The 17,162-nt window shown below is 71.0% G+C and carries 19 protein-coding genes and 1 tRNA gene; 14 read left to right on the top strand and 6 right to left on the bottom strand.

From position 1 onward, the window contains the following. The first annotated feature begins 70 nt into the window (after positions 1 to 70). From D5H75_RS36675 to D5H75_RS36655, 6 genes are all read left to right on the top strand, one after another. Complete coding sequence (locus tag D5H75_RS36675; RefSeq protein WP_119931197.1) at positions 71 to 373, top strand: hypothetical protein; 303 nt, start codon at positions 71 to 73, stop codon at positions 371 to 373. An 88-nt stretch (positions 374 to 461) separates the two neighbouring features. Further along, positions 462 to 1,886, top strand: a complete 1,425-nt coding sequence (locus D5H75_RS36670) for an FtsK/SpoIIIE domain-containing protein (RefSeq protein ID WP_119931196.1) — start codon at positions 462 to 464, stop codon at positions 1,884 to 1,886. Then, the gene (locus D5H75_RS42340) at positions 1,883 to 2,041 is read left to right on the top strand and encodes a hypothetical protein (RefSeq protein WP_202638862.1); all 159 of its coding nucleotides are present in this window, start codon (positions 1,883 to 1,885) and stop codon (positions 2,039 to 2,041) included. The genes D5H75_RS36670 and D5H75_RS42340 overlap by 4 nt, the downstream gene beginning before the upstream one ends. Next, positions 2,038 to 3,693: a replication initiator gene (locus tag D5H75_RS36665; protein ID WP_119931195.1), complete on the top strand. Its 1,656-nt coding sequence runs from the start codon at positions 2,038 to 2,040 to the stop codon at positions 3,691 to 3,693. The genes D5H75_RS42340 and D5H75_RS36665 overlap by 4 nt, the downstream gene beginning before the upstream one ends. A gap of 1 nt (position 3,694) precedes the next feature. Next, positions 3,695 to 3,895: a helix-turn-helix domain-containing protein gene (locus D5H75_RS36660; protein WP_119931194.1), complete on the top strand. Its 201-nt coding sequence runs from the start codon at positions 3,695 to 3,697 to the stop codon at positions 3,893 to 3,895. After that, positions 3,892 to 5,244 (top strand): tyrosine-type recombinase/integrase, encoded by a 1,353-nt coding sequence (locus D5H75_RS36655; protein WP_202638861.1) that lies wholly within the window; start codon positions 3,892 to 3,894, stop codon positions 5,242 to 5,244. The genes D5H75_RS36660 and D5H75_RS36655 overlap by 4 nt, the downstream gene beginning before the upstream one ends. A gap of 86 nt (positions 5,245 to 5,330) precedes the next feature. On the opposite strand, the gene D5H75_RS36650 is transcribed toward D5H75_RS36655, so the two are convergent. Then, positions 5,331 to 5,420 (bottom strand) — tRNA-Ser (locus tag D5H75_RS36650). A 243-nt stretch (positions 5,421 to 5,663) separates the two neighbouring features. Continuing rightward, complete coding sequence (locus D5H75_RS36645; protein ID WP_119931193.1) at positions 5,664 to 6,236, bottom strand: YceI family protein; 573 nt, start codon at positions 6,234 to 6,236, stop codon at positions 5,664 to 5,666. Positions 6,237 to 6,335: 99 nt separating this feature from the next. Between D5H75_RS36645 and D5H75_RS36640 the strand changes: the two genes are divergently transcribed. Further along, positions 6,336 to 6,854: a MarR family winged helix-turn-helix transcriptional regulator gene (locus D5H75_RS36640; RefSeq protein ID WP_119931192.1), complete on the top strand. Its 519-nt coding sequence runs from the start codon at positions 6,336 to 6,338 to the stop codon at positions 6,852 to 6,854. 298 nt (positions 6,855 to 7,152) lie between these two features. Here D5H75_RS36640 and D5H75_RS36635 read toward each other — a convergent pair whose 3' ends face one another. Continuing rightward, positions 7,153 to 7,671 carry a SigE family RNA polymerase sigma factor gene (locus D5H75_RS36635; RefSeq protein ID WP_119931191.1) on the bottom strand — a complete coding sequence of 173 codons (519 nt, stop codon included), beginning with the start codon at positions 7,669 to 7,671 and terminating at the stop codon, positions 7,153 to 7,155. Positions 7,672 to 8,226: 555 nt separating this feature from the next. Here D5H75_RS36635 and D5H75_RS36630 point away from each other — a divergent pair. From D5H75_RS36630 to D5H75_RS36620, 3 genes are all read left to right on the top strand, one after another. Then, complete coding sequence (locus tag D5H75_RS36630) at positions 8,227 to 9,168, top strand: hypothetical protein (RefSeq protein WP_119931190.1); 942 nt, start codon at positions 8,227 to 8,229, stop codon at positions 9,166 to 9,168. 6 nt (positions 9,169 to 9,174) lie between these two features. Beyond that, entirely contained in the window at positions 9,175 to 10,146 is a 972-nt protein-coding gene (locus D5H75_RS36625) for a MauE/DoxX family redox-associated membrane protein (RefSeq protein WP_202638860.1), read from the top strand. A 100-nt stretch (positions 10,147 to 10,246) separates the two neighbouring features. Continuing rightward, positions 10,247 to 10,552, top strand: a complete 306-nt coding sequence (locus D5H75_RS36620) for a TFIIB-type zinc ribbon-containing protein (protein WP_119931189.1) — start codon at positions 10,247 to 10,249, stop codon at positions 10,550 to 10,552. A 99-nt stretch (positions 10,553 to 10,651) separates the two neighbouring features. On the opposite strand, the gene D5H75_RS36615 is transcribed toward D5H75_RS36620, so the two are convergent. Together D5H75_RS36615 and rplK are read right to left on the bottom strand one after the other, a co-directional pair. Then, positions 10,652 to 11,833: an ATP-binding protein gene (locus D5H75_RS36615; RefSeq protein WP_119931188.1), complete on the bottom strand. Its 1,182-nt coding sequence runs from the start codon at positions 11,831 to 11,833 to the stop codon at positions 10,652 to 10,654. Positions 11,834 to 12,144: 311 nt separating this feature from the next. Then, a complete protein-coding gene (gene rplK, locus D5H75_RS36610) occupies positions 12,145 to 12,570 on the bottom strand; it encodes a 50S ribosomal protein L11 (protein ID WP_119931187.1) in 426 nt (141 codons plus the stop codon). 38 nt (positions 12,571 to 12,608) lie between these two features. On the opposite strand from rplK, the gene D5H75_RS36605 reads away from it, so the two are divergent. Continuing rightward, positions 12,609 to 13,559: a MerR family transcriptional regulator gene (locus D5H75_RS36605; RefSeq protein WP_119931186.1), complete on the top strand. Its 951-nt coding sequence runs from the start codon at positions 12,609 to 12,611 to the stop codon at positions 13,557 to 13,559. Positions 13,560 to 13,581: 22 nt separating this feature from the next. Continuing rightward, positions 13,582 to 14,310, top strand: coding sequence for a M15 family metallopeptidase (locus D5H75_RS36600; protein WP_119931185.1), 729 nt, complete (start codon positions 13,582 to 13,584; stop codon positions 14,308 to 14,310). A 218-nt stretch (positions 14,311 to 14,528) separates the two neighbouring features. Here the strand turns inward: D5H75_RS36600 and D5H75_RS36595 are convergent, their stop codons facing one another. Next, positions 14,529 to 15,092 (bottom strand): hypothetical protein, encoded by a 564-nt coding sequence (locus tag D5H75_RS36595; RefSeq protein WP_119931184.1) that lies wholly within the window; start codon positions 15,090 to 15,092, stop codon positions 14,529 to 14,531. A 167-nt stretch (positions 15,093 to 15,259) separates the two neighbouring features. Between D5H75_RS36595 and D5H75_RS36590 the strand changes: the two genes are divergently transcribed. Next, the gene (locus D5H75_RS36590; protein ID WP_119931183.1) at positions 15,260 to 16,429 is read left to right on the top strand and encodes a sensor histidine kinase; all 1,170 of its coding nucleotides are present in this window, start codon (positions 15,260 to 15,262) and stop codon (positions 16,427 to 16,429) included. Further along, positions 16,426 to 17,061 carry a response regulator gene (locus tag D5H75_RS36585; RefSeq protein WP_119931182.1) on the top strand — a complete coding sequence of 212 codons (636 nt, stop codon included), beginning with the start codon at positions 16,426 to 16,428 and terminating at the stop codon, positions 17,059 to 17,061. Before D5H75_RS36590 ends, D5H75_RS36585 begins: the two co-directional genes overlap by 4 nt. Positions 17,062 to 17,162 lie beyond the last annotated feature (101 nt).

The following is a 17,162-nucleotide window of genomic DNA, read 5'->3' as shown; positions in this document are numbered from 1 at the left end:
GGCTCTTCGCGGCCGAGGTGGAGCGGATGTGGCACGAGTCGCACGCGGGCGGCGAGGAGGTGCCGGCCTGATGAGCGGCTACACCCACGTCACGATCGACATGCGGCCGGACAGGCAGGCGCATGTGCAGGTATCGGTCTACCCGCAGCAGGGCGCGGTGGTGCAGTACTACCCGGGTGAGCAGGCGTCGCCGTTCCTGGCGATCGACCACGGGGACGCGCACGTGTGGTTCGGCCTGCCCAAGGAGATCACGGGCGGCACGGTCGCGGCGGTGCGGGAGTTGGCGGCGGCGGCCGGGGCGCTGCTGGCCGACTGCGAGCGGCTGTACGCCGCGCAGAGCAAGGACAAGGCCGGCCAGGTCGAGGCGGCCTGAGATGTGAAGCGGGGCCGCTGGAACTGGTCCTTCCGGCGGCCCCTGGTCTCTCCCAGAACGCGAATCCTTAGAGAGGAACCCCCATCTTATGCTGCGCAAACTGCCCGGGGACGTGACCCGGGAACTGGCCTCCACCACCCCCAACCAGCTCATGTTCCGCCCGACGGTGGTGCAGACTCCGGCGTTCTTCGTCATCTGCGCCACGCTCGGCCGTCTCCTCCGGGGCCTGGTGCTCACGGTCGTACGGCACCCGCTCATCTGCGGGCTGCTGGCCCTGTTCGCGGCCGTCTGGGTGCGGGTGGGCTGGCAGGCGGCCGTACTGCCCGCGTCCCTGCTGGTCTGCACGCTGGTCGTGTGGATGTTCGCCGACCGGGACGGGTTCAACCGGTGGGTCGGCTGGCGGCTGCTGGCCTTCGGCCGCTGGTTCTGGCTGTACCGGCGGCACTGGCAGCCGGTCATGATCGTGACCGGGCTCGGCAAGCAGTACGGGGGGCGGGAGTTCCTGCCCCGGCTGGTGCGGGTCCGCTGCGGGCCGGTCTTCGACACCGTGACCGTGACGATGCTGCACGGCCAGTCCGCGCAGGACTGGGCGGCCAAGTCCGATCACCTGGCGCACGGCTTCACCGCCGTGTCCTGCCGGGTGCGTACGGCCAAGCCGGGCCGGGTCGAGCTGGTCATGCCCCGCCGCGACCTCCTGGGAAGTCCGATTCCGGCCCTGCCCATCCCCGAGACCAGCGATCTCCAGGCGGTGGAGGTGGGGGTGTGCGAGGACGGCACCCCGTGGCGGCTGCGGGTGCACGGCACGCACGTGCTGGTGGCGGGGGCGACCGGGGCCGGCAAGGGCTCGGTGCAGTGGTCCGTCATCCGGGGCCTGCTCCCCGCCGTCCGCGCGGGCCTGGTCGAGCTGTGGGCGCTCGACCCGAAGGTGATGGAGCTGGCGTACGGCAGGGCGCTGTTCCACCGCTACGCCGCGACCGGGAAGGAGTGCGCCGACCTGCTGGAAGAGGCCGTGGCCGCGATGCAGGCGCGGGCGGCCAAGTTCGCGGGTGTGACGCGCTCGCACACGCCGTCCAAGGCGTACCCGTTCACGCTGATCATCGTGGATGAGGTCGCGTTCCTGACCGCGTATCAGAGTGACCGGGACCTGAAGAAGCGGATCAACGACGCGCTTGCCACGCTCACCACGCAGGGGCGGGCGGTCGGCTTCGGGGTCCTGGCCGCGTTGCAGGACCCGCGCAAGGAGGTCATGAACGTCCGCAACCTGTTCCCCGACAAGATCGCCCTCCGCCTGGACGAGCCCGAGCAGGTGGACATGGTGCTTGGCGAGGGGGCGCGGGATCGGGGCGCGCTGGCCGACTGCATCTCCCACAACCCCGCCACCGGCGCCGGCGTCGGTTACGTCCGGGTCGAGACGAGCCCTGAGCCGGTGCGGGTGCGGGCCGCCTACGTCTCCGACGCCGACATTCGCGAGATGGCGGAGGGCTACGCCGTGCGCACGGGGAGGGCCGCGTGATGGAGCCGCTGCACTTCCTGACCGGCCTGCGCTGCCCCACCTGCGGCACGCTCAACGCCTCCTGGCTCGACCCGGCCGCCTGCCTGGTGGAGTGCGGCGAGTGCGGCCAGACCTCCCACGCACTGATCGAGATGAACGGGGGTGAGGCCCAGTGACGATCGAGGATCGGGGGACCTCCCGGGCGAGCAGGGTACGGCCCCCGCTCGCCCGGGAAGTCGTCGAGGCCGTAGCCGTCGAACACGGCGTGTGCATCCGCCCCGTGGTGCTCAAGCGGGTGGACTTGGAGTCGGGCAAGGTCGAGATCATCGATGCCCCGTGCGGGGCCACGCTGGAAAGCAGGTGCCCGAGCTGCGCCAAGCGGGCCAAGCAACTTCGCGTCGCTCAGTGCCGCGAGGGCTGGCATCTGGACCACGAGCCGGTCACCGAGCGGGCCGACCCGGACGAGTACCAACGCTGGCTGATGGAAAAGCGCGCGGACGCCCAAGCCTGGCGGGAGCAGGCGGCCAAGGCCGGCCAGGACACGGCCGACTTCGACGCGCTGATCGTCGAACTAGAGGAGGAGTTGGCCAAGACCGGAGTCCGCGGGGCCGTACTCCCCGGATCGGCCACGGTCGCGAAGCGCAAGCGCTCCACCCGGCGTCGCCAGGACGCCCCGGACCTGCCCCGCCGCAAGGTCGAGAACCGCACCGTAGGGCGCACGTTCACCGCCCCGGACGGCAAGGTCTACCGGCCTTCCCTGTTCCTCACGCTCACCTGCGACAGCTACGGCAAGGTCAAAGCGGATGGGACGCCGGTGGACCCGGCCGGCTACGACTACCGGCGGGCCGCCCGGGACGCGATCCACTTCCCCAAGCTGATCGACCGGTTCGTGCAGAACCTGCGCCGGGTCGCGGGCTACGACGTGCAGTACTTCGCCACCGTCGAACCCCAACGCCGCCTCGCCCCGCACGTCCACATGGCCGTACGCGGCACCCTCCCCAGAGCAGAGGTCAAGGCCGTGGCTGCTGCGACGTACCACCAGGTGTGGTGGCCACCTTGCGATCGGGTCGTCTTCGACGGGGAACACCTGCCGGTCTGGGGCGGCGATGAGGTCGGCTACCTCGACCCTGCGACGGGGGAGGTCCTGCCGACCTGGGATCAGGCGCTCGATGCCCTCGACCAGGACGAGCACGCGGAACCGCTGCACGTGGTCCGCTTCGGCCCCCAAGCCGACATCAAAGGCATCCTGTCCGGCACCCCGGACGCCGACCGCGCCCTGCGCTACCTGGCCAAGTACCTCACCAAGAGCCTCTCCGACTGCCACGAACCCGACAACGACGATCAGCGGGCACATCTCGCGCGGCTGGTCGAGGCGCTGCGGTACGAGCCGTGCTCACCGACGTGCGCGAACTGGCTCCGGTACGGCGTGCAGCCCAAGAACGCCCGCGCCGGCCTGCGCCCCGGCCACTGCAAGGGCAAGGCCCACAAGGCCGAACACCTCGGCTACGCCGGACGCCGCGTCCTCGTCTCCCGCAAATGGTCCGGCAAGACCCTGCGCGAACACGCCCACGACCGCCGCGCCTGGGTCCTGGAACAGCTCGGCCTTTCAGCAACCGGCGACGATCAGGCCACCCCGGAGCCGCGCCGGTTCTCCTGGCTCCCCGTCGCGCCCGGCGACCCGGCCGTACCCCCGATCACACACCGCCTGCTCCGCGCCGTGGCCGACCGCTCCCGCTGGCGCACCGCCGTACAACGCGCCCAAGCCAGAGCGGACGGACAACCCACCCAAGATCTTTCGGCAACTGCGGACCTGAGGGAGGTGGCCTGACATGAACAAGTTGCTCTACCGGCCCAAGGAAGCCGCCGCGATGTTAGGCATGAGCCGTACGGCCGTCTTCCGCCTGATCAAGTCGGGGCGGCTTCGCTCGATCAAGTACGAGGGCTACCGCCTGGTGCCGTATGACGCGCTGCGCGAGTTCGTGCGGGACCTGGAGGCCGCGTGCGAGTCCTGCCCGGAGAACGCGGCATGAGCGACTCGCGTAAGCCCAACGGGCGCTCCTCCATCTACCTCGGCAAGGACGGTTTCTGGCATGGCTGGGTCACGGTAGGCCAGAAACCGGACGGCTCGCCCGATCGCCGGCACCGTATGGGGCGAAGCGAGGCCGAAGTCACGCGGAAGGTCCAAGAGTTGGAGAAACAGCGTGACGCGGGGCAGGTTCGCAAGCCGGGGAAGTCGCCCACGGTGGCCGAGTGGATGACGGAGTACCTCGGGGTGGTCTGTGAGCGTCTCGTGGTCTCGGGCAAGATGGCTCCCCGCACCCTGGAGGACTACAAGTCCAAGAACCGGAACTGGATCGTGCCGAAGCTCGGCAGGCACCGGTTGCCCAAGCTGGAGCCCGAGCACCTCGACCACGCCTACAACGCGATGATCGCTGAGGGGCTCTCTCCCACCTCCGTTCTCAAGATCCACCGCATCCTCTCGCGGGCGCTCAAGGTAGCCGTGCGGCGGGGGAAGATCATGCGGAACGTCGCGACACTGATTGACGCCCCTGTGGCCGATGACCCGGAGGTGGAGGCGCTCACGCGGGAGGAAGCCCGGCGCATCCTCAACGTGGCGCGGCATCGCCGCAACGGGGCACGCTGGTCCGTCGCCTTGGCACTCGGCATCCGGCAGGGCGAGGCGCTCGGCCTGCGCTGGCCGTACGTGGATCTGGACACGGGAGAGATCAGGGCGTGGTACCAGGCGCAGCGCCAACCGTGGGAGCACGGGTGTTCCGATCCTGTGGCGTGCGGGAAGGAGTGGCATCGTCGGCCGTGCAAGAAGCCGTGCAAGGTTCACGGTCATGAGCGGAGCTGCGGGCCGTCCTGCAAGAAGCCGGGACATCGGTGCCCGCGACGCACATGCCCGAAGGATTGCACGGGGCACGCGGACCGGTGCCCGCAGCGGAAGGGGGGCGGCATCGTGTTCCGCCCTCGGAAAGGCCGGCGGAAGCTCACCGTCCAGTGCCCTCCCGAACTGCTGCCGCTCCTCCGGGAACACAAGGAGGCTCAGGACGCGGATCGGTCGCGGATGGGAGACCGATGGCACGACTATGGGCTGGTGTTCCCGACTCGGTACGGCACGCCGGTCGAGCGAACCGACGACTGGCGAGAGTGGAAGGCTCTGCTCAAGAAGGCCGGCGTACGGGATGCCCGGCTGCACGATGCGCGACACACGGCCGGCACGCTCCTGGTAGAGCAGGGTGTGCACATCCGGGTTGTCCAAGAGATCCTCGGCCACGCCCGGGTCACGACCACAGAGCGGTACACGCACGTAGCCTCGGCCCTCGTCCAGGACGCGAGCGAGCGCATGGGGGCCGCTCTCTGGGGCGAGGACTGAGGAACTGCAACTAGAACTGCAACTATGGCGGTCCGGGAACGCAGAAAGCCCCTCTCCGTGGTGCTGTGGAGAGGGGCTTTGAGCTGCGGAGGCTCGGGGATTTGAACCCCGGATGGGCGGTAAACCCAAACCGCATTAGCAGTGCGGCGCCATAGACCGGACTAGGCGAAGCCTCCAGACGAGCCTTGCGGCTCAGGACAGAGTACCGGGCGTATCGGCTGGCGGCAAAGTGGATAGAGGGGCCGGGGTGTTGGGCCTTCGGGGCGATCGCCTACCTCCGCTCGCCGGCCTCCGCTCGCCGGCCTCCGCTCGCCGGCCTCCGCTCGCCGGCCTCGGCTCGTCGGACTCCGCTCGCGGACCTCCGTCCGCCCGGCCCCGCCCGCGGGACCCCGGGCGGGGTCCCGCGCGGGGAGGGAGGGTCAGGCCTGGCGGATGGCCTCGCCCTCGATCTCGATCTTGATCTTCTTGCCGACGAGGACGCCGCCGGTCTCGAGGGCCTGGTTCCAGGTGAGGCCGAACTCCTCGCGGTCGATCTCGGCGTTGATGGTGAAGCCGGCGACCTCCTGGCCCCACGGGCTCTTGGAGACGCCCTCGAACTCGACGGTCATCTCGATCTCACGGGTGACGCCGCGGATGGTGAGCTCGCCGAGGACGGTGAAGCTGTTGCCCTCGTGGTCCGTGACCTTGTTGGTGCGGAAGGTCATGGTGGGGTACTGCTCGGTGTCGAGGAAGTCGCCGCTGCGCAGGTGACCGTCGCGGTCGGCCACGCCGGTGTCGATGGAGCCGGTCTGGATGGTGGCCTCGGCGGTGGAGTCGAGGGGGTTCTCGGCGACGGTGATGCTGCCGGAGAAGTCCAGGAAGGACCCGCGCACCTTGCTCACCATCATGTGACGCGCCACGAAGCCCACGCGCGTGTGCGCGGTGTCGAGGACGAAGGTGCCGGGGGTGGGGAGGGTGAGGCCCTGCCAGTCGCGGGTGCTGACCTGAGTCATGATGTCTCCTTGAGGGTTGCTTGCTGCGGGGATAGTTGCCCTAACAGATATCTACCCGCGAAATAATCCCCGTGTCAACTAATTGGGTATGCTGGCCGCATGGAGCACTTCGATGACCCTCGCCTGACCGCGATGGGGCTGCTCTCCGAGGCCTTTTCGGGGGTGGAGGCCAAGCTGGCGCCGGCTCTCTCCGAGGAGGGCCTGTCCGTCGTGGACTTCGACGCCCTCATCCGGCTCGCCCGTTCGCCGGGCCGGCGGCTGCGGATGAGCGATCTGGCCGCGCAGACCTCGCTTTCGACCAGCGGAATCACCCGGGTCGTCGATCGCCTGGAGCGGAGCGGCCTCGTCGAGCGGGTGGCCTGCGCCACCGACCGCCGCACCTCGTACGCCGCCATCACCGGCGAAGGCGTCGAACGCCTGGCCCGCGTGGTCCCCCGGCACCTCGACGACATCGACCGCTGGTTCACCGGGCTGCTCTCGCCCGAGCAGCTCGACGTCTTCCTGGCCGCCCTGCGCAAGATCCGCGACGCCGTGCGCCCCTGTGCCACCGCGGGCGCGGCGGGCGCCGGCCGTACCGAGCACGACGGCCCGGCGGAATCCTCCGGCGACGCCCACTGATCTGCGGCCACTCCTACCGGCCTCCGGCCACGCCTGCCGGCCTCCGGCCACGCCTGCCGGCCTCCGGCCACGCCTGCCGGCCTCCGGCCACGCCTGCCGGCCTCCGGCCACTCCTGCGGGCCTCCGGCCGCGCCTGCTTGACCGATGCCTGGTCAACCGACGTCTGCTGAGCTGCGGCCGCGCCCGCTGACCTCCGGGGCGCACCGCTGACCTCGCGGGTGACCGCCACCGACCTTCCGGTGACCGCCGCTGATCTCCGGGTGGCCTCCCTGATCCGCGGCTGTTCGCCGCGCCCCCGTCAGGTGGTCTTGGCCTGCGGGGCGAGGTCGTCCGTCTCCAGGTCACCGCGGAGTTTGGCGATGGCGCGGGAGACGGTGCTCTTGACCGTGCCGATCGTGATGCCGAGGACATGCGCGATCTCCGACTCCGGCAGGTCCTCGTAATAGCGCAGCACGACCGCGTCACGCTGCCGGGGCGGGAGCCGTTCCAGGGCCCGCCACATCATGTCGTGCAGATCGCTGCGGTGCGCTGGGTCGTCCGAGGCGAGCTCCGGCATCTCGTCCGAGGGGTACTCCTCCAGCTTGCGCCGCCGCCACCAGGAGATCTGCGTGTTGACCATGGCCCGCCGCACGTAACCGTCGAGCGAGTTCCGGTCCTGGATGCGGTCCCAGGCCAGGTACGTCTTCGTCAGCGCGGCCTGGAGCAGGTCCTCGGCGTCGGCGCGGTTGCCGGTCAGCCCGTAAGCGGTGCGCAGGAGAGCGGGACCGCGGGTCACCACGTACTCGCGGAACTCGTCGTCCTCTGGCCGCCCGCTCACGCTGGTGACGGTACGTAGTCGCTCTCATCCATATCGTCAGCAGAATCGCAGCTTGGCCGCATATTCAGGCTGAACGGGACACCTGATTTCGCCCCACCCCCGGCAAAGAACCCCCAACCCCCTGCTCGTCGGCGTCCCCTGCCGCGCTCCGCGCCCCGCCGCGTGGCTGCCGCCCACCGCCACCGGCCGCTGCCGCGCGCTCTCGCCGTACGGCTGGCGCCGGGTGCGGCGGATGAATCTCTGGCGTCCGCGTGGACCCCTGACGGGCAGTCCGCGCCCACGAGGAGCAGCCCCGGCGTGCCTGGCTCCCCGTCGCCCGCGCCAGGCGGGGGCGCCGGACGGCGGGGCCGGGCCGCCAATCAAGCAAGGGGTACTGGTCGGGTACTTGCCGCGGTCCAGGAGCCGCACTCCAGTAGAAGTGAGTTCTCTCCGGTAGGTGCCCCCTTGTCCGTGCGGATGGGTATTTTTTCCCAGGTGGTAGCCGCTATGTCCTTTCGCGGCGAATAGCGGGGCGAAGGCGGAAGGCGCGCGTGACCCTTGTACAAAGGAGGGGTCATGCAACCAGACGTAAGCCGTCGCCCGGCGCTCGCCGCCGCCGTTCTGGGGCGCGCCGCCACGCCGCCGGGCGCCGATTCCGCCGAGGGCGGCCCGCTGCGGGTGATCGCGGGCGAGATCCTCGACGTGAGCCCGCACCTGATCATCCTGGAGAGGCCGGACGGGGTGGAGGAGCGGCTCGTCGTCGCCCCCTGGGCCACCGCCTGGCGGGGGGCGCCGATCCCGGCGGGCGACCTGCGCGCGGGCTCGCAGGTGATCATCCGTACGCGGGAGCGGGGACGGGTGGTGGAGGCCGTCTGGGCGGACATCAGCCGGGTCAACGGGGTGATCCTGGACATCTCCGGAGGGCGCGGGGACCGCACGATCGAGGTGGACTGCGGGCCGCACCGGGGCCGGCGCACCGTGACGGTGCCCTACCGCTCCTCCGGGCGGATCCAGGTGCGGCACCCCAAGCTCGAACCGGGCTACCTCCTCGACGTGATCTGCGTGCGCGAGGACGGCGAGGTCTCCGCCCGGCTGCCCGCGACCTCCCAGCCGACCTACCGGGCCTCGGACGTGCCCCCCGCGACCCCGTCGTACGGCGGGGTGCCCAAACGGATCTCCGGCACGGTGACGTGGTTCGACGGGTTCGAGGAGGAGGGGGCGGCCTATCCGATGCTGGAGCGCGGCGACGCGGGCTGCGCCGGGGCCGGGGTCTCCTGCGCCGGCCTGCCGTACCTGGCGATCGGGAGCCGCCTCCACGTCGGGAACGTGTGCTCCGGGCTCGCCACGACGGTGCCGATCGTCGAGTGCGGATGCGTGACCGGGTTGTTCTGCGACCGGTGCGTGCAGTGCGGGACCTCCCCGCGCGGGCGCGTGGCCGACCTGACCGCGGTCTCCTTCGTCGCGCTGGGCGGGGACCTGGCGGCGGGCTGCTTCAACGCGCGGATCGGGATGGGGTGACGTCCGATGTGGGAGGCGATCCGGGCCGCGCAGGTGCCGCTGCTGGTCGTGCTGCTGGCGGTCGGGGGGCTGGCCAAACTGGCGTCGCTGCGCGGCGACGACGAACGCGTGCTCGGGCCGGCCGCGCTGGTGCCGGGGGCGTATCGGCCGCCGGTCGTGGCGCTGGCCGGGCTGGCCGAGCTCGCCCTGGCCGGGGCGCTGGCGGTGTCCGCCCACGACGTGTGGAAATGGGCGGCGGCGGGGCTGTTCGCGATCTCGGCGTACGTGCTCGTGGAGGTGCGGCGGAGACGGCCCGACGCGGGGTGCGGCTGCTTCGGGGAGGTCAGCGCGGCTCCGGTCGGGGCGCGCACGATCCTGCGGCCGGTGCTGCTGGCGGTCCTCGCGCTGATCTCGCTCGGGGTGCCCGGCGCGGGGTGGGAGGTCGTGGCGGGGATGTCGCCGGCGCACGCGGCGGCGCTGCTGGTCGCGCTCACCGTGCTGGCCTTCCTCTCGCCGGAGCTGGAGGAGAGCCTGGCGCGGATGCGGTATCGCGCCCCGTGCGAAGTGCGGCCGGTGCCGCCGGAACGGGCGCTGGCGCGGCTGCGGGCGAGTGCGGTGTGGCGGTCGCATGAGCGGATGCTCACCTCCGTGGAGCCGTACGACAGTTGGCGGGAGCTGTGCTGGCGCTTCTTCGTCTACCGGGGCGAGTCACAGGGGCGGCGGGTCGATGTGGTCTTCGCGGTGTATCTGACCGGGCGGCGGCCGGCGGTGCGGGTCACGCTCGTGGACCCCGAGCTCCTCGAACCCCGGCTCGGTCTCCCGGAGGCCCCGGGTCCCGAGGGGACGGGAGCGGCCCCGGACGGGGAGCCGCCGGCGGACCCGCCCGGGGAGCCGCCGGCGCGCTCGCCCGGGGACGACGCTCCGGGCGAGCGGGCGGGCCGCGGCGCGGCGAGGGCCAGGGATCTCCGGGAATCTAGACGGGTATCCGCGGGCCACTAGATTGCTCTAGATTTCGGCAGACAGTGTCGGCTTCCGTGTCCTGCGGTCACACTGGAACGGCCGTAGGAACCCCGATCGGACAGAGGACGTTGAACCGAGCATGAACGTGTTCACCTGCCCTAAGTGTCACGGCCAGATGCGCCAGTACGAGCGCAGCGGCGTGACCATCGAACAGTGCACCGAGTGCCGCGGGATCTTCCTGGACCGTGGTGAGCTGGAGCGCCTCACCCAGGCCGAGCAGTCCTGGCACAGTGGTGGCGCCCCGGCCCCCGGCTACCCGCCGCCCGCTCCGCAGCCCCACTACGACCAGCACCGCCACGGCGGCCACCACGGCGGTCACTACGGGGGTGACCACTACTACCGCCGCCACCGCCGCAAGAGCTTCCTCGAGGACCTCTTCGACTAAGGAGACCGGTCCGGGCGACCCGAGTAAGGCTTTCTACGACTCTCTAGTTCTGATGCTAGAGAGTCGTAGATTCTTCTAGCCCCTCCTTCCCCTCCCGAGTCAGAGGGGCTGGGCTCTCAGGAACTTGCCGAAGTGGGGCACGGTGAACGCGATCAGCCCGCGCTCGGCGCTGTAGATGAGGCCCTTCTTGATCAGGCTGTCCCGGGCCGGTGAGAGGCTGGACGGCTTGCGGCCGAGCAGCTCGGCGACCTCGCTGGTCGGCACCGGGTCGTCGCCGATCGAGGCCATGGCGTGCATGTAGTCGCGCTCGGCCGGGGTGGCGCGCTCGTAGCGGCTCCCGAAGAAGCCCACGGCCAGCTCCTCCTCGGCCTCCGGCGCCGACAGGCGCACGTCGTCGGCGGTGATGGGGCTCTTGGGCGCCAGGTCCCAGGCCACCTTGCCGTAGGCCTGGACGAAGTAGGGGTAGCCGTCGGCGGCCTTGTAGAGCGCGTCCAGCGCCTCGGGGGTGAACTCCACGTCCTCGCGCTCGGCCGGGGCGATCAGCGCGAGGTCGGCGGCGTCGCGGTCGAGGCGGTCGATCCGGGCGTAGCGGAACAGGCGCTCCGAATAGCTCTTGCTGGCCGACAGGACCGAGGGCAGGTGGGGCAGGCCGGCCCCGACCACGATCAGCGGGCCCCCGCTCTGGGACAGCTCGTGGCAGGCCGCGCACAGGGCGGAGATGTCCGCCGCCTGCACGTCCTGCATCTCGTCGATGAACAGCGCGATGCCCACGCCGAGGTCGGTCGCCACCGAGGCGGCGTCCACGAACAGCTCGGTCAGGTCGATCTCCAGGTCGCCGGAGTCGGCGCGGCCCCGGCTGGCGGGCACGTCGATGCCGGGGGACCAGTGCGAGGTGCCCTTGGCGGCGTTGGGGTCGCGCATCGCGAAGGCCTTGAGCACGCCGAGGAACTCCTCGATGCGCTCGGGGGCGCGGTGCCGGGGGGCCAGCTCGCGCACCGCCATGTGCAGCGCGGCGGCGACGGGGCGGCGGATCGACTGGTCGGGCCGGGCCTCGATCTTGCCCGTGCCCCACAGCCGCTGCATCGCCATGGACTTGAAGGTGTTGAGCAGGACGGTCTTGCCCACCCCGCGAAGGCCGGTCAGCACCATGCTGCGCTCGGGGCGGCCCCGGGCCACGCGTTCGAGCACGACCTCGAACTGCTGCAGCTCACGGTCGCGCCCGGCGAGCTCGGGCGGTCGCTGTCCGGCGCCGGGGGCGTAGGGGTTGCGTACCGGGTCCACGCTCTCGGACTTTATGACCGGATATAGCGGCCGTCCTAGATTTCCGTAGAAAGGGCTACGGCGTGTCGTGCACGCGCGGCCGATCCGCCGCTGCGGTGGTGCGGTGGTGAGCGTGGCCATCCCGGCCCCCTCTCGAACCTGCGTTCGACTGAGGGCTTCACTGTAGCGCCCTACTCGAACACCTGCACGAGTAACTTCCTCATGTCTTCGAAAAGAGTTTCGGTACCTCCCGTGGACGACGGAAACCGCCGCCCCTGCCGTACGGTGCGGAATCCACCGCCCCGCCGTACAAGAACGACGGTTTCCGGATCTCAGTCCTTGATCGTGATGCCCATCGACCTGGCCGTGCCCGCGATGATCTTCTCGGCCTGGTCCAGGTCGGTCGTGTTCAGGTCGGGGAGCTTGGTCCTGGCGACCTCGCGGAGCTGTTCCCGCGTGATCGCGGCGGCCTGCTGGGAGCCCACCCGCGCGCTGCCCTTCTCGATGCCCGCGGCCTGCTTGAGCAGGGAGGCCGTGGTCGGCATCTTCACGACGAAGGTGAACGACCTGTCCTCGAACACCGTGATCACCGCGGGGATCACGTGGCCTCGCCGGTCCTGGGTCTCAGCGTTGAACCCCTTGCAGAACTCCATGATGTTGATGCCGAGGGGGCCCAGGTCCTTGCCGACGTTCGCCGGGTTCGCCTCGCCGGCCCGCACCTGGATCTTCACGACACGCGTCACCTTTTTGTTCGTCATGGCCGCGACGGTAAAGTCTCCAGTGACTGGAGGGTCAAATGGATTACACGATCGGCGCGCTGGCGAAACTCACGGGCCTGCCCGTCAAGACGATCCGGTACTACTCGGACATCGGGGTGCTGCCGGAGCACGACCGCACGCCCGCCGGATACCGCCTCTACACCGACGAGGACCGCGCCCGGCTGGAGCTCATCCGCACCCTCCGCGAGCTCGGCCTCGACCTGGCCACCATCCAGGCCCTCGGGAGCAGCCAGATCTCCCTCACCGACGTGCTCGACCTGCACCTGCGCGCCGTGGAGACGCAGATCGGGGCGCTCCGCCGCACCCGCGCGGTGCTGCGCGCGACGCTGGAGCGCGGCGACCCGACCGACGAGGACCTGCGCCGCCTGCACGCGCTCGGCCGGGTGGGCGCGGCGGACATGAACCGGCTGGTCGGCGAGTTCATGGGGGACGTCGCGGGGGACAACGCGTCCCGGGCGCGCTGGCTCGCCTGCCTGCGCGACGCCATGGTCCCGACATTGCCCGAGGAGCCCACGGCCGAGCAGCTCGACGCCTGGCTGGAGCTGACCGAACTCCTCACCGACGAGGATTTCCGCGCGTCGCTGCGGGCGATGTCCAGCGAGTTCTGGGAGAACATGGACGATTCCCAGCAGGAGGCGTGGACGGCGACGAACCAGGCCGTCACGGAGACCGCCATGGCCGCGGCCGAGGGAGGGATCGACCCCGAGAGCGACGAGGCCCTGCCGATCATCGACCGGATCGTCGAGCTGATGGCCGGGAACCGGGGCGCCGAGCCGGACCCCGCCCTCCGCGCCTCCATCCTGAAGTCCTACGACGAGCACGACCCGCGCGCCGAGTACTACTGGGAGCTGATGGCCCGCATCCACGGTTCGCCCTGGCCGGCCCCGCAGACGATCGCGCACCAGTGGATGCACCGCGCGCTGCGCCACCGCGTCGCCCGGGACGCGAATGCCGGGGAAACCACCTGACCCCGGCCTAAGCTGGGGTTTCATGAACGGCCAGCACAAGAGCAAGGCCCTCGCGGGCGTCGTCGCCGTACTCACCCTCGCCGGCTGCGGAGGCGGCGGCGGTGAGCAGCGGCCCACGTCCTCGGCCACGCCCTCCGCCACGCCGAGCCCCACCGCGGCCTCGCCCGCGCCCACGAAGACGGCCGCCCCGGAGTTCACCGCGAAGATCTCGGCGGTCCCGCGCGAGCGCGTGAAGCACTCCTGGCGCCCGTCCTGCCCGGTCCCGCTCTCGCGCCTGCGCCTGATCACGATGACGTACTGGGGCTTCGACAACCGGCCGCACACCGGCGAGATGGTGGTCAACGCCTCGGCCGCCGAGGACATCGTGTCGGTCTTCAAGAAGCTGTACGGCTTCCGCTACCCGATCCGCCGCATGGAGCTCGTGGACGAGTACAAGGCCAGCGACCACGCCTCCATCGACGCCGACAACACCTCGGCCTTCAACTGCCGCCGCGCGACGGGCTCGTCGAACTGGTCGCAGCACGCGTACGGCCTGGCGGTGGACCTCAACCCCATGGAGAACCCCTACGTCTCGGCCGACGGGTCCTACGCCCACGAGAACGCCAAACGCTACGTGAAGCGCCCCAAGCAGCCCGGCGTGATCCACCCCGGCGACCGCGTGGTCAAGGCGTTCGCCTCGATCGGCTGGGGCTGGGGCGGAAGCTGGCCCGGCACCAAGGACTACCAGCACTTCTCCAGCACCGGCCGCTGACCCCTGGTCCAGGTCGGAGCCCGCCGCACCCCGCTGAGTTCCGGGTCGCTGCGCGCCCAGGCCGCCGTACCCGCCGAGTCCCGGGTCACGGCGCCCCCGCCGCGCCCGCCCGCCGTACCTCCTTGGTGGGCCCTGCCCGCCGTACCCCTTGGGTCGCCGGGAACGGCACCTGACGGCATCTGATCCGTGGTCACGCCGTCAGGGGCCGGGTGCCGGGGTCAGTGGGGCTGGGACTCCTGGTCGGGGGTCTTCTGGGCGCGGAGGGCGGAGTAGGTGTAGGAGACGGGCCAGATGGCGGCGATCAGGGGGACCTTGGCGAGGCCCTGGATGGAGTCGGTGAGGGCCTGGGTACGGGACGGGTCGTCGATCAGGCGGATCAGGGCGGCCAGGATGACGGTGGTGATGACGTACGCCAGGACCAGGCGGATCCAGAACACCCACTCGTAGCGGGCGCGGGGCCAGCCGCCGGACGGGGGCTTCCACGGGGGAGGGCCGCCGGCGAAGCGGTGGGCGAAGCGCTGGTCGGCCCAGCGGACCGTGCGGTGGCCGAACATGACGGTGAAGCCGAGGTACGCCGCCGCGAGGGCGTGCTGGTACGACGCGGTGGCCCCGCCGCGCACGTCCACCACCGTCGCGGCGAGGAGGATGAGGTCGATCACGGGGAGCGAGATGAGCAGGACGGTGCTGACCGTACGCCATCTCAGCAGGTAGCGAGCGGCTAGAGCGGCCCCGAGCACCACCCAGAACCCGATCTCGCAGGCGGCGATGAGGGCGAGCATCATTCTCGCGACTCCCCTTCGTTTCAGTGGTTTCCGGACACCCTCTAGCCTCTGGGACAGATCACCCCGCCACCTCCCCAAGGGCTACGAATCCGGCGTACATCGAAAGCTGTACGGACTCCGTCCGGGGGAGGGCGCGACGCGCTCCAGAAGGGTGGTGGGATGGAAGGGTGCGGTGGACGGGTACTCGCGAGACCACCAGGATCGACCTCGGCGTGGCGCTCCTGGCGTTCTCGGGCGGCGTCGTCCTGCTGCTGCTCGACGTCTACAGCGACCACGTCCGCCGGCAGCCCCCGACGATCTTCCTGCTCGGGCTCGGCCTGGTCTGCGCCGCGGTGGCCGTACGCCGGGGATCGCTGGCCCTGTCCCTCATCCTCGGCACCGCCGGGTTCGTCGTGGACCTGATCTCCGGGCCGACGCTCGCCACCCCGCTGATCTACACCGAGAACCTCTACTCCGCCACGATCAACGGCTCGCACCGCCTCTCGCGGATCCTGCTCTACGTCTCGGTCGCCGCCACGCTCGCGCTGACCGCCGCCGCGCTCGTCCTGGGCGGCAACCTGTCCTCGGGCGCGGCGGTGCTGCTCATCGGCGGGCTGATCCTGGTGTCGCCGGTGGTCACCGCGATCACCGTCCGCGAGCACCGCGATCGCGCCGAGGCCGCGCGCGAGCACGCCGAGCAGGTCGCGCTGCTGGCCGAGATGGACCGGCGCGCGGCGGTGAACGCCGAGCGCACCCGCATGGCTCGCGAGCTGCACGACATGATCGCCAACCACTTCAGCGCGATCGCCATCCAGTCCACCGCCGTGCTGTCCCGGGAGGACCTGGACCGCGAGACGACCCGGCGGATCCTCACGACGATCCGCGAGAACAGCGTGCTCGGGCTGGCCGAGATGCGGAAGATGATCGACCTGCTGCGCCAGGAGGGCGACCCCGAGGACGAGCCCACCCGGCACCGCATCGCCGACGTGTCGCAACTGGTCGAGCGGGCCAACGCGGCCGGGCTCTCCACGCGGCTGAAGGTGGACGGCGAGGCCCGGGAGATCTCCGCGGCGATCGACCTCGCGGGATACCGGATCGTCCAGGAGGCGTTGACGAACGCCCTCAAGCACGGCGGGCCCGGTGACGCCACGGTGGAGATCGCGTTCGGGGAGGAGCAGGTGGAGATCCTGGTCGACAACACGATCGTCCCAGGTCACCGCGCCGGGCTTCCAGGATCGGCGGCCGGTCTCGTGGGCATGAAGGAACGCGCGTCGCTGGTCGGCGGCGACTTCACGGCCGGTCCGCGCGAGGGCGGCTGGCAGGTCCGGGCCGTGCTGCCCATCCAGGAGAAGAGATGACGATCCGCGTACTCGTGGCCGACGACCACGCCGCCGTCCGGGCCGGCATCGTCCTCATCCTCGACGGCGCCCCCGACATCGAGGTCGTCGGCGAGGCCGAGGACGGCGAGAAGGCGGTCGAGATGGCCCGTGAGCTGGGGCCCGACGTGGTGGTCATGGACGTCCGCATGCCCCGCCTCGACGGCATCTCGGCGGCGCGGGAGCTCGCGGGGGTCGCGGACGTGCTCATCCTCACCACCTTCGACCTGGACGAATACGTCTTCGGGGCGCTGCGCGCGGGCGCCGCCGGGTTCCTCCTCAAGAGCACCGACGCCGAGGCCCTCGTGGACGCCGTGCGCCTGGTGGCCCGCGGCGACGGGCTGATCTCCCCCGCCGTCACGCGCCGCCTGATCTCCGCCTTCGCCGCCCGCCCCGCACCCGGCCCCCCGTCCGGGAACCTCGACGTCCTCACCCCGCGCGAGCGCGAGGTGCTGGCCTGCCTGGGCCGGGGCATGTCCAACACCGAGATCGCGGAGCACCTCGACATGGCCGAGGCCACCACGAAGACCCACGTGAGCCGCATCCTGTCCAAGCTCGGCCTCAAGAGCCGCGTCCAGGCCGCCATCCTCGCCCAGGAGCTCGACCTCACCTGACATCCCGCGGATCGGGCGGCCGAGCGGATCGGTCGGCCGAGCGGATCGGGCGGCGGGGCGGATCGGGTGGCGGGGTGGATCGGGTGGGGGCGGGGCGGGGC

This window comes from Bailinhaonella thermotolerans (assembly GCF_003594875.1).
Lineage (GTDB): Bacteria > Actinomycetota > Actinomycetes > Streptosporangiales > Streptosporangiaceae > Bailinhaonella > Bailinhaonella thermotolerans.
This window is presented reverse-complemented; position numbering and strand designations above follow the sequence as displayed.

Bases quoted from the DNA above. Each gene is read 5' to 3' on its own strand.
- D5H75_RS36620 (WP_119931189.1), top strand. From the start codon at position 10,247: ATGAACGTGTTCACCTGCCCTAAGTGTCACGGCCAGATGCGCCAGTAC.
- D5H75_RS36625 (WP_202638860.1), top strand. From the start codon at position 9,175: ATGTGGGAGGCGATCCGGGCCGCGCAGGTGCCGCTGCTGGTCGTGCTG.
- D5H75_RS36595 (WP_119931184.1), bottom strand. From the start codon at position 15,092: ATGATGCTCGCCCTCATCGCCGCCTGCGAGATCGGGTTCTGGGTGGTG.
- D5H75_RS36660 (WP_119931194.1), top strand. From the start codon at position 3,695: ATGAACAAGTTGCTCTACCGGCCCAAGGAAGCCGCCGCGATGTTAGGC.
- D5H75_RS36640 (WP_119931192.1), top strand. From the start codon at position 6,336: ATGGAGCACTTCGATGACCCTCGCCTGACCGCGATGGGGCTGCTCTCC.
- D5H75_RS36605 (WP_119931186.1), top strand. From the start codon at position 12,609: ATGGATTACACGATCGGCGCGCTGGCGAAACTCACGGGCCTGCCCGTC.
- D5H75_RS36630 (WP_119931190.1), top strand. From the start codon at position 8,227: ATGCAACCAGACGTAAGCCGTCGCCCGGCGCTCGCCGCCGCCGTTCTG.
- D5H75_RS36675 (WP_119931197.1), top strand. From the start codon at position 71: ATGAGCGGCTACACCCACGTCACGATCGACATGCGGCCGGACAGGCAG.
- rplK (WP_119931187.1), bottom strand. From the start codon at position 12,570: ATGACGAACAAAAAGGTGACGCGTGTCGTGAAGATCCAGGTGCGGGCC.
- D5H75_RS36600 (WP_119931185.1), top strand. From the start codon at position 13,582: ATGAACGGCCAGCACAAGAGCAAGGCCCTCGCGGGCGTCGTCGCCGTA.
- D5H75_RS36670 (WP_119931196.1), top strand. From the start codon at position 462: ATGCTGCGCAAACTGCCCGGGGACGTGACCCGGGAACTGGCCTCCACC.
- D5H75_RS36655 (WP_202638861.1), top strand. From the start codon at position 3,892: ATGAGCGACTCGCGTAAGCCCAACGGGCGCTCCTCCATCTACCTCGGC.
- D5H75_RS36645 (WP_119931193.1), bottom strand. From the start codon at position 6,236: ATGACTCAGGTCAGCACCCGCGACTGGCAGGGCCTCACCCTCCCCACC.
- D5H75_RS36585 (WP_119931182.1), top strand. From the start codon at position 16,426: ATGACGATCCGCGTACTCGTGGCCGACGACCACGCCGCCGTCCGGGCC.